Source organism: Streptomyces mexicanus, from assembly GCF_902506575.1.
Taxonomy (GTDB): domain Bacteria; phylum Actinomycetota; class Actinomycetes; order Streptomycetales; family Streptomycetaceae; genus Streptomyces; species Streptomyces mexicanus.
The window spans coordinates 1-9,452 of record NZ_LR732584.1 but is presented as its reverse complement, the minus strand read 5'-3'; the positions used below and the strand labels follow the sequence as shown (position 1 = coordinate 9,452).

The following is a 9,452-nucleotide window of genomic DNA, read 5'->3' as shown; positions in this document are numbered from 1 at the left end:
CCCTCCGCCCACCCCGCACCGAGCAGGCTGCCGCTCGGCACCCTCGTCGCCGGCTGTCTCGCGGTCTGCCTCGCCCAGATCGCCCTCGCCGTGCCCGCCACCCTCAACGGCCTCTTCCAGGAGGACCTGCATCCGATCGGCTCCCAACTGACCTGGATCTCCGACGCGTTCCTGCTCCCGGTGACCGTGCTGGAACTCACCTTCGGTGTCCTCGGCGACCTGTTCGGACGCAAGCGGCTGCTCGTGGGCGGCTCCGTCCTGGTCGTCGTGGGCGAGGCCGTCTCCGCCATGAGCGACGGCGTCCACCTGCTGTGGGTCGGGCAGGTGGTCTCCGGCCTCGGTGCGGCGGCGCTCTTCCCGACCTCGCTCGCCATGATCGCGGCGGGCACGCACAGCCACCGGGACCGGGCGCGCGGCATCACCGTGTGGGCGGCCGCCCTGTCCACCGGCGGGGTCGTCGCCCCCGTCATCGGCGGCGTCACCGGCAGCCACGACTCCTGGCGCGCGGCGTTCGTGGTGGTCGTGGTGATCGCCGTGGCCCGTACCCTGGTCGGCCTGCTGGGTGCCGAGGACTCCCGAGCGCCCGAGGGCCGCTCGCTGGACCTCGGCGGGCAGCTCACCGTGGGGATCGGTCTGTTCGCGCTGTTGTACGCGGTCATCCAGGGCCCCACGGACGGCTGGGGCTCGACCCCGGTGGTCGTCGCGTTCGTGGTCGCGGCGGTGTTCGTCGTGCTGTTCGTCGTCGCCGAGCGGCGCGCCCGCTCCCCGCTGCTGCGCCTGGAGCTGTTCGCCAACCGGGCGTTCGCGGTCGCCTCGGTCGTCGCGGTCGTCGGCATGTTCGGCTTCCTGGGCACCGCCTACGCCACCAGCATCCGGCTGGGCCCCGTCCAGCACCAGAGCCCGCTGCGCACCTCCGTGGCCTTCCTGCTGCTCAACGGGCTGACCCTGGTCCTGGCCCCGCTGACCTCGCGGCTGCTGGAGCGGGTGAGCGGACGCTGGATCCTCACGGTGGGCCGGGCGCTGATGGCCGCGGGCGACTTCCTCGCCGCGCCCCTTCCGGTGGCGGCCCGGGCGCTGACCTCCCTGGTGCTGCCTCGGGGGCTGGTCGGTGTGGGGTTCGCGTTCACCGTCTCCTCGATCCCCGCCACCGCCGTGAACACGGTCCCGCTGCACTACGCCGGCATGGCGAGCGCCTCCACCAGCCTGCTGCGCGACTTCGGGTTCACTCTGGGCCCGGCGGTCATCGGGGCCGTCGCCCTGAGCCGGGCGGGCTCGCTGTTCAGCTCCGACCTGCACCACTCGGCGCTGAGCCCGCAGGTGAAGGCGGCCGCCGCCGAGGTCGCCGCGGAAGGCGGCCCGCTGGCCGTCAACTCGCTCCCGGCCGCCTCGCCGCCTGGCGGTGCCGCGCCGCTGGCCCTGGAGGCACTCGGGCACGGGTACGCGCTGGGCTTCGCGATCTGTGGTGCGGCGGCACTGGTCTCCTGCCTGCTGGCCCTGATCGCCCTGCGCCGCACGGACTCCCCCCGGCACACCGGCACGGCCGCGCCCACGGTCCCCGAGACCGCGGCGAGCGCCTGAACACCCCGGGAAACAGGTGATGGAATTTTCAACCACTTGCCGTGGTTGACGGGCGTCGAAGGAGGTCACCAGTGGAGACCACGAACACGGCCCGCACGGCGCACGACGCGGCGTACACGCCGCACGACACCGCCTACTACGACCACGGAACCCCGGCCGAGCGCTGGGAGCGCGCGCGCATGTTCTTCGACGCCCGGGACTACGCCGGCGCGGCGCGCGTCCTGGCCGGACTGGTCCAGGAGGTGCCGGAGCAGACCGGACCGCGGCTGCTGCTGGCCCGCTCCTACTACCACTCGGCGCAACTGGGCCGCGCCGAGAGGGAGTTGCGCGCCCTGGTGGAGCGCGACCCGGTGGAGCACTACGCCCGGCTGATGCTGGGCCGCACCCTCCAGCGGCAGGGGCGGCACGACGAGGCCGCCGGCCACCTGCGCGTCGCCGCCGCGCTCGCGGGCGAGTTCCCGCAGGGGTGAGCCGCGCCGGCCGGTGCCGGGCCGGGCGGGGATGTGCCGTGGCATGCTGGCGCGATGGCTTCCCCGCATGCGCACACCCCCCTTGCCGCCCGCGTCGAGGAACTCCTCGCCGCGGGCGGCCCCTTGCCCATCGTCACCGCCGGTGATCCGGTCCTGCGGAACGCCGCCGAGCCGTTCGACGGCCAGCTGGCGCCCGCGCTGCTGGAGCGGTTCGTGCAGGCGCTGCGCGTCACCATGCGCGCGGCGCCGGGCGTGGGCCTGGCCGCGCCCCAGGTGGGCATCCCGCTGCGGATCGCGGTGATCGAGGACCCGGCGCCGGTGTCCGAGGAGGTGCGGCTCGCGCGGGGGCGGGTGCCGCAGCCGTTCCGGGTGCTGGTGAACCCGTCCTACGAGGCGGCCGGCCCCGAGCGGGCCGCGTTCTTCGAGGGCTGTCTGAGCGTGCCGGGCTGGCAGGCGGTCGTGGCGCGGCACGCCGCGGGGCGGCTGCGCGCGCGGGACGAGCACGGGCAGGACGTGGACGAGGTGGTCACCGGGTGGCCGGCTCGCATCGTGCAGCACGAGACCGACCACCTCGACGGCGTGCTCTACCTCGACCGCGCCGAGCCGCGCTCGCTGTCCTCGAACGCGGTCGTGGCGGCGCGGTGGGCGCAGCCGACGCCGCGGGAGGCCGCGCGGGCGCTGGGCTTCGAACTGCCCTGACCGCGCCCGCGCGGGCTCAGCAACATCCGCTGTCGTCATCCGGTTCTGGCACAGCGCGCCCGCGCGCCCGCGCCGGCTCAGCCGCGGTAGGCCTCCAGCAGCCGCAGCCACACCTCGCTGATCGTCGGATAGGACGGCACCGCGTGCCACAGCCGGTCGACGGGGACCTGCCCGGCGACGGCGACCGACGCCGAGTGCAGCAGTTCACCGACGCCGGGCCCGACGAAGGTGACGCCGCGCAGGATGCCCTCGTCCAGGTCGACGACCATGCGGGCCCGGCCGCGGTAGCCGTCGCCGTACAGCCCCGCGCCGGCGACCGAGGACAGCTCCACGTCGACGGCGCGGACGCGGTGGCCGGCCTGTTCGGCCTCGGCCAGGGACAGGCCGACGGCCGCGGCCTCCGGGTCGGTGAAGACGACCTGCGGGACGGCGTGGTGGTCGGCGGTGGCCGCGTGCGGACCCCAGGGGTCGGTGCGCCCCAGCGGGTCGCCCGCGGCGCGGGCCCCGATGGCGTCGCCGGCGATCCGGGCCTGGTACTTGCCCTGGTGGGTGAGCAGGGCGCGGCGGTTGACGTCACCGCACGCGTACAGCCAGTCGGTGCCCTCGACCCGCAGGGTGTCGTCCACGGTCAGCCACGAGCCCGGCTCCAGACCGACGCTCTCCAGGCCGATGTCCTCGGTGCGCGGGGCGCGGCCGGTGGCGAAGAGGATCTCGTCGGCCTCCAGGCGCTCGCCCGTGCCGGTGACGGCCACGACGGTGCCGTTGTCGCGGCTGACGGACTCCACCGAAGTCCCGGTGCGGATGTCGGCGCCCGCCTCGGTGAGCGCCTCGGCGACCAGTTCCCCGGCGAACGGCTCCATGCGGGCCAGCAGTCCCTTGCCGCGCACCAGGACGGTGACCTGGGAGCCGAGGGCCTGGAAGACGGTGGCCATCTCGGTGGCGACCACTCCGCCGCCGACCACGAGCAGCCGTCCGGGCACCTCCTTGGCGCTGGTGGCCTCGCGGCTGGTCCAGGGCCTGACGTCGGCCAGGCCGGGCAGGTCGGGCAGCTGGGCCCGGGTGCCGGTGCACACGGCGACGGCGTGCCGGGCGGTCAGGGTGGTGACCTGCCCGTCGGCGCCCGTGACCGTGACGGTGCGCTCACCGGCCAGCCGCCCGTGTCCGCGGTACAGGTCGGCGCCGATGCCCTCCACCCAGGCCACCTGGCCGTCGTCGTGCCAGTGGGAGGTGTACTCGTCCCGGCGGGCGAGGACCGCGGCGGCGTCCAGCGGCCCGCCCACCGCCTGGCGCAGACCGGGCAGGCGTCGGGCGTCGGCGCGCGCGATGACCGGGCGCAGCAGGGCCTTGCTGGGCATGCAGGCCCAGTACGAGCACTCGCCGCCGACCAGCTCGCTCTCCACGATCGCGGTGGACAGGCCGGCCGCGCGGGTGCGGTCGGCCACGTTCTCGCCCACGGGGCCCGCGCCCAGCACCACGACGTCGTACGCGATGGTTTCCGTTTCCGTCATGGGGTCAGTCTGGTGGGTGGTGTGCGCCGTGGCCACACGGGTACGCGCGCGGAATACCCGTACCGTCGGCCGTGTTGCCGCCGACGGCTTCGCCACCCCGAGAAGCCCACACAGGAAGAGGGAATGTGCCATGACCAGCACCGTGGAGCTGACCAAGGAGAACTTCGACCAGACGGTCACCGAGAACGACTTCGTCCTCATCGACTTCTGGGCGTCCTGGTGCGGTCCGTGCCGTTCCTTCGCCCCGGTGTACGAGAAGGCGGCCGAGGACAACCCGGACCTGGTGTTCGGCAAGGTGGACACCGAGGCCCAGCCGGAACTGGCGGCCGCCTTCGGCATCCAGTCCATTCCCACCTTGATGATCGTCCGTGACCGGGTGGCGGTGTTCGCGCAGCCGGGCGCGCTTCCCGAGGCCGCGCTCGCCGACCTGATCGGGCAGGCGCGCAACCTGGACATGGACGAGGTCCACAAGGCGGTCGCCGAACAGCAGGCGCAGGCGGAGCAGCAGGGCCGTTAGCGGCGTCCGCCGCACGGCCCGCGGGCCCTCTTCCCGATGTGGAAGGGGGCCCGTCGCATGCGCGCGGTCCGTCCCGGCCCGCAGGGGGCCGGGCAGCATCGGAGGGTCAGGTGGACTCGCGCGGGACGACCGTGGCGCCGAGCACCGTGTGCCGCTGCGGCGGGGCACCGGGGTCGCGCACGGCACGGTCGACCAGGTGGGCGAGGTCGCGGCCGGAGGGCAGGTCGAGGTGCACGGTGCTCAGCCGGGGCCGCAGCAGCCGGCCGAGCAGCAGGTCGTCGGCGCCGAGGACGGCCGTCTCCTCGGGGATGCGGACGCCCTCGTCCTGCAGGGCGCGCATCAGCAGCATGGCGTACTCGTCGTTGTAGGCGAACACGGCGTCCAGGCCGAGGTCGCGCCAGCGGGCGGCGAGGCGGGCCGCGGACGGCTCGTCGTAGCCGAGGGCCAGTTCGGTCACCGTGGCGCCGGTCCCGCGCAGGGCGCGCCGTACGCCCGCCAGGCGCGGGCGGGAGAAGACGTCCAGGTCGCGGTCCTCGGGCACGACGACGCCGATGCGGCGCCGGCCGCGGGTGTGCAGATGGGCGCCGGCGCAGTGGCCGACGCTCTCGTGGTCCATGAGCAGGGCGTGGGCGCCCTCGACGGGTCCCGAGCCGAGCGTGACGACGGCCCGCGCCCCGGCCCGGCGGAGCACCGCGACGCCCTCGGGGCCGATGCCGGAGCCGGGCACGAGGACGGCGACGGGCCGCAGTTCGGCCCACGCGCGGGCGGCCTCGTCGCCGTGCCGGCCGGCCGTCGCGTGCTGCACGACGGTGTAGTCCAGGCGGCCGAGCGCCTCCTGCAGTTCCTCGATGAACCGGCTGTAGAGCGGGCCCGCCGGGAAGGACGGGGCGGGCATCAGCACGATACGGCTGTGCCCGGCGCGCAGGCTGCGCGCGGCGGCGTGGGGCACGTACCCGAGTTCCTCGGCGGCCTCGTGGACGCGGCGGCGGGTGGCGTCGCTGATCCGCACGGCACCGCTGTCGTTCAGGACGTAGGAGACGGTCGCGCGCGAGACGCCCGCCAGGCGGGCCACATCGGCACTGGTGGGAACCGAGCGCGGGACGGGCGTCGGGAAGGGGGCGGATTTCGGTATCTGCACCATGACGTACCGCATCTTGGCAGAGGCGGGGGCGCGCACTCCGGCCGGGGCGCGACGGTGCCCGGCAGGCCCGCGTCCCGGCGCAGCCCGGCGGTCGGCGGGACCGCGTCCCCGTGGCACCGGATCCCGGCAGGGCCGGGGCTCAGTCGGGCTGCTGCGTGCGGGTCACCCGGGCGACGAGGTCGTACCACCCCTTCTGGAGCCGTTCCATCGGCATCTTGCACTGCCGGGTCAGATGGTGGATCAGGGCGGGTTCGAGGTAGCCCATGAGCGTCTGGGCGAGGATCTCGCAGTCGGCGTCCGGGACCGCCTGCCGCAGCAGCATCACCACGTGGCCGTACCGCACCCGGCGGGCGGGGACGACGAAGCGGCGGTCAGGGCACGGTTCGGCGGCGAGCTGCAGTTCGAGGTCGTCGGCGGCGCGGCGCAGTGCGGCGCAGCCGAAGGCCCGCAGCCGCTCCACCGGCGGTGCGCCGGGCCCCAGGGGGGCGGGGCCGCTGAGGAACGCGGCCTGGAACTTCTTCTCCGAGTGGTCCAGCAGGGCCGTCAGCAGCCCGGTGCGGTCGCCGAAGCGCCGGAAGACCGTCCCCTTGCCCACCTTCGCGGCCGCCGCCACGGCCTCCATGGTGACCCCGGCCGCACCGTGCTCGGCCACCAGGCGGGAGGCCGCGTCGAGCAGTCGGGCACGATTGCGTGCGGCGTCCGCGCGCAGGCACGGCTCGTCCACTCCGGCGCCGAGTTGGACCAGCACCGGCGTCTCGTCCAGCGGTTCCTCGGGCTGGGGGCAGGGCGGCAGCGCTGTGGACATGTCCACAGCGTAAAGCATCCGGGAAGGAACTGGACCGCGGTCCGGTTAATCTGGTAGAAAATTAAACGGACCTCGGTCCGGATCGTAACGGCAGTGTTTCGTCTCAGGGAGTCCCCCCATGTCTGTTCGTATCCTCGCGCTCGTCGGCAGCCTGCGCTCCGGCTCGCACAACCGCCAGCTCGCCGAGGCGGCCGTCAAGCTCGCCCCGGAGGGTGCCGAGGTGGAGGTGTTCGACGGCCTGGGCGAGGTGCCCTTCTACAACGAGGACATCGACGTCGAGGGCAGCGTCCCGGCCGCCGCCGTCCGGCTGCGTGAGGCCGCCCAGGCCGCCGACGCCTTCCTGGTCTTCTCCCCCGAGTACAACGGCACCATCCCGGCCGTCCTGAAGAACGCCATCGACTGGCTGTCCCGCCCGTACGGCGCCGGCGCCGTCGTGGGCAAGCCGGTCGCCGTCGTGGGCACCGCGCTGGGCCAGTACGGCGGCGTGTGGGCGCAGGACGACGCCCGCAAGGCCCTCGGCATCGCCGGCGGCAAGGTGATCGAGGACCTCAAGCTCTCCATCCCGGGTTCCGCGAACCGGTTCGCCGAGACCCACCCGGTGGACGACGCCGAGGTCGCCGCCCAGCTGACCGAGGTCGTCGCCCGCCTGCACGGGCACGCCGGCGAGGTCGCGGCCGCCTGAGCCGCGCCACCGCCCGGGCGACCCACCCGGTGACCGGGTGACCACGTGACCGGCGAGGGGCCGGAGCCGAGGAGGCTCCGGCCCCTTTCCGCTGTCCGGGGACCAGGGGGTGGAGGGCACTTCGGGGCGCTGCGGCGGTCGGCGCGCTCCCGGCGGGTACGTGTTCGACGGCGCACCCGTGACCGTGCGCACCGCCCGCCGTCCGCGCGCACCGCCCGTCGTCCCCACGACCGCGCGCGTGCGCGTCCGATCGCACGCGAGGAGACCGTATGACAGCCGTCCCGCCCCCGTTCGACCCCGAACTCGCCGCCGTGCTGGCCGAGGCGGCGGACCTGCTGCGCCCGGGTCTGACCCTGGCGGACGCCCTCGCGGCCCGCCGCAGCCCGGTCCTGCGGCTCGCGGCCGAGCAGGACCTCACCCCCGGCGGCGCCTTCGAGGCAGCCGACCGCACGGCGCCGGGACCCGACCGCGCGCCGGACGTCTCCCCGCTGGTCTGCCGGCCCACCGCACCGCGCACCCGCGCGGCGCGCCCCGTGCTCTACCACGCGCACGGCGGGGGCCTGGTCGTCGGCAACAACCGGCTCGGCGCGGACCCCCTCCTGGCGGGGGCGAAGGAGCTGGACGCGGTCGTGGTGTCGGTGGAGTACCGGCTGGCACCGGAGCACCCGTATCCGGCGCCCCTGCAGGACGTGCACGCGGGCCTGCTGTGGACGGCACAGCACGCCGGCGAACTCGGCGCCGACCCGGGACGGATCGTCCTCGTCGGCGCCAGCGCGGGCGCGGGGCTGTGCGCCGCGCTGGCCCTGCTGCTGCGCGACCGCCGAGGGCCGCGGCCGCTCGGCCAGATGCTGATGTCCCCGATGCTCGACGACCGCAACGACAGCCCGTCGGCCCGCCAGATGACGGGCGTGGGCGTGTGGGACCGCACCGCCAACGAGACCGCGTGGACGGCACTGCTGGGCGACCGGCGCGGCGGCCCTCACGTGCCGCCGTACGCCGCGCCGGCCCGCGCCGAGGACCTGTCCGGGCTGCCCCCGGCCTTCCTCGACGTGGGCTCCGCGGAGACCTTCCGCGACGAGACCGTCGCCTACGCCTCGCGTATCTGGCAGGCCGGCGGGGTCGCCGAGCTGCACGTGTGGCCCGGCGGCTTCCACGGCTTCGACGCCTTCACCGCGCGCTCGGCACTGGCCCGCGCGGCCCGGGGAGCCCACCTGGATTGGCTGCGCAGGCTCCTGGCCGGGTGACGCATGTGCCGGTGGCCGTCCGGCGGAAGGGGCGAGCCGCTGCCGTCCGCCCACGGCAACCGGCCGACATCTCCCGGAGGGCGTCTTGCGGAGGGGGCGCTCCACGGCCGGGGCGAACACCGGTGCCCTGTCAGGCCGTCAGCAGGCAGACACCCAGGGCGATCAGGACGGCGACCTTGAGGAGTTCCAGGGCCACGTAGACGAAGTGGCCGCGCGAGCGCGGGCCGTCCCCGGTGTCCTCTCCGGCCAGGACGCGGTCGGAACGGCGGTTGAGCCGGGGGCGGACGAAGGCCAGCTGGGCCAGGAGCAGGGCCGCCGCGCCCGCCGTCAGGCCGAGGACGCGGACCGGTGCGCCCCCGAGGGCCACCGCGACGATCACCGCGATGGCCAGGGCGGTCTCCACCGCGTTCAGCGCCCGGAAGACCAGGCGGCCGATGCCCAGGCCGATCGGGACGGTCACGCCGGGGGCGCGGAACTTCAGCGGGGCCTCCAGGAAGGAGATGCCCAGCACCATGCCGAGCCAGACGAAGGTGATCGCGCTCGCCGTGGCGGCCGACGTGGTGTTCATCGAGGTGCTGCCTTTCCGCCGGGGCGTCTGCCCGCGGCTGTTCACGTCAGGGGCCCGGGGGCCGGCCCGGGCGTGGTGGTCCCGGAGGTGGGCGAGGGGGGGGGGGGGGGGGGGCGGCTGGTCGCAGTTGGGGGAGTGCTCGGCGCCGTCGACGACCGTGCGCCGGGCCCCGAGCCGTACGGCCATGTCGTCCAGCAGCGGCACCGGCCAGGTGTCGTCCCGCACCCCCGACAGCACGTG

General features: G+C 75.1%; 10 protein-coding genes and 1 pseudogene. 6 read left to right on the top strand and 5 right to left on the bottom strand.

Annotation, left to right across the window (positions count from 1 at the left end; genetic code table 11):
* The 3 genes from GV126_RS32685 to GV126_RS32675 form a co-directional block, all read left to right on the top strand.
* Positions 1-1,578 (top strand): MFS transporter (locus GV126_RS32685; RefSeq protein ID WP_438947885.1); only part of this gene is annotated, 1,578 nt, incomplete at its 5' end.
* 179 nt (positions 1,579-1,757) lie between these two features.
* Complete coding sequence (locus tag GV126_RS32680; RefSeq protein ID WP_159674622.1) at positions 1,758-2,048, top strand: tetratricopeptide repeat protein; 291 nt, start codon at positions 1,758-1,760, stop codon at positions 2,046-2,048.
* Positions 2,049-2,102: 54 nt separating this feature from the next.
* Entirely contained in the window at positions 2,103-2,747 is a 645-nt protein-coding gene (locus GV126_RS32675; protein ID WP_159674618.1) for a peptide deformylase, read from the top strand.
* Positions 2,748-2,824: 77 nt separating this feature from the next.
* On the opposite strand, the gene GV126_RS32670 is transcribed toward GV126_RS32675, so the two are convergent.
* Entirely contained in the window at positions 2,825-4,255 is a 1,431-nt protein-coding gene (locus tag GV126_RS32670; protein ID WP_159674616.1) for a dihydrolipoyl dehydrogenase family protein, read from the bottom strand.
* Positions 4,256-4,385: 130 nt separating this feature from the next.
* On the opposite strand from GV126_RS32670, the gene trxA reads away from it, so the two are divergent.
* Positions 4,386-4,772, top strand: coding sequence for a thioredoxin (trxA, locus tag GV126_RS32665; protein WP_159674614.1), 387 nt, complete (start codon positions 4,386-4,388; stop codon positions 4,770-4,772).
* A 106-nt stretch (positions 4,773-4,878) separates the two neighbouring features.
* Here trxA and GV126_RS32660 read toward each other — a convergent pair whose 3' ends face one another.
* Together GV126_RS32660 and GV126_RS32655 are read right to left on the bottom strand one after the other, a co-directional pair.
* A complete protein-coding gene (locus GV126_RS32660) occupies positions 4,879-5,913 on the bottom strand; it encodes a LacI family DNA-binding transcriptional regulator (RefSeq protein ID WP_419796077.1) in 1,035 nt (344 codons plus the stop codon).
* A 139-nt stretch (positions 5,914-6,052) separates the two neighbouring features.
* Positions 6,053-6,718 (bottom strand): TetR/AcrR family transcriptional regulator, encoded by a 666-nt coding sequence (locus GV126_RS32655; protein WP_236570335.1) that lies wholly within the window; start codon positions 6,716-6,718, stop codon positions 6,053-6,055.
* 118 nt (positions 6,719-6,836) lie between these two features.
* Here GV126_RS32655 and GV126_RS32650 point away from each other — a divergent pair, with 118 nt between their 5' ends.
* Entirely contained in the window at positions 6,837-7,400 is a 564-nt protein-coding gene (locus GV126_RS32650; protein WP_159674608.1) for an NADPH-dependent FMN reductase, read from the top strand.
* A 269-nt stretch (positions 7,401-7,669) separates the two neighbouring features.
* On the top strand, positions 7,670-8,644 hold the full coding sequence (locus GV126_RS32645) for an alpha/beta hydrolase (protein ID WP_159674606.1): 975 nt from the start codon (positions 7,670-7,672) through the stop codon (positions 8,642-8,644).
* Between the two features lie 130 nt (positions 8,645-8,774).
* Here GV126_RS32645 and GV126_RS32640 read toward each other — a convergent pair whose 3' ends face one another.
* Together GV126_RS32640 and GV126_RS35990 are read right to left on the bottom strand one after the other, a co-directional pair.
* Positions 8,775-9,212: a hypothetical protein gene (locus GV126_RS32640; RefSeq protein ID WP_159674620.1), complete on the bottom strand. Its 438-nt coding sequence runs from the start codon at positions 9,210-9,212 to the stop codon at positions 8,775-8,777.
* Positions 9,213-9,290: 78 nt separating this feature from the next.
* Positions 9,291-9,452: pseudogene (locus tag GV126_RS35990) on the bottom strand (alpha/beta fold hydrolase); the annotation flags it as partial.

Coding starts and splice junctions, on each gene's coding strand:
- GV126_RS32650 (WP_159674608.1), top strand. CDS start 6,837: ATGTCTGTTCGTATCCTCGCGCTCGTCGGCAGCCTGCGCTCCGGCTCG.
- GV126_RS32660 (WP_419796077.1), bottom strand. CDS start 5,913: ATGGTGCAGATACCGAAATCCGCCCCCTTCCCGACGCCCGTCCCGCGC.
- GV126_RS32655 (WP_236570335.1), bottom strand. CDS start 6,718: ATGTCCACAGCGCTGCCGCCCTGCCCCCAGCCCGAGGAACCGCTGGAC.
- GV126_RS32645 (WP_159674606.1), top strand. CDS start 7,670: ATGACAGCCGTCCCGCCCCCGTTCGACCCCGAACTCGCCGCCGTGCTG.
- GV126_RS32680 (WP_159674622.1), top strand. CDS start 1,758: ATGTTCTTCGACGCCCGGGACTACGCCGGCGCGGCGCGCGTCCTGGCC.
- GV126_RS32670 (WP_159674616.1), bottom strand. CDS start 4,255: ATGACGGAAACGGAAACCATCGCGTACGACGTCGTGGTGCTGGGCGCG.
- trxA (WP_159674614.1), top strand. CDS start 4,386: ATGACCAGCACCGTGGAGCTGACCAAGGAGAACTTCGACCAGACGGTC.
- GV126_RS32675 (WP_159674618.1), top strand. CDS start 2,103: ATGGCTTCCCCGCATGCGCACACCCCCCTTGCCGCCCGCGTCGAGGAA.
- GV126_RS32640 (WP_159674620.1), bottom strand. CDS start 9,212: ATGAACACCACGTCGGCCGCCACGGCGAGCGCGATCACCTTCGTCTGG.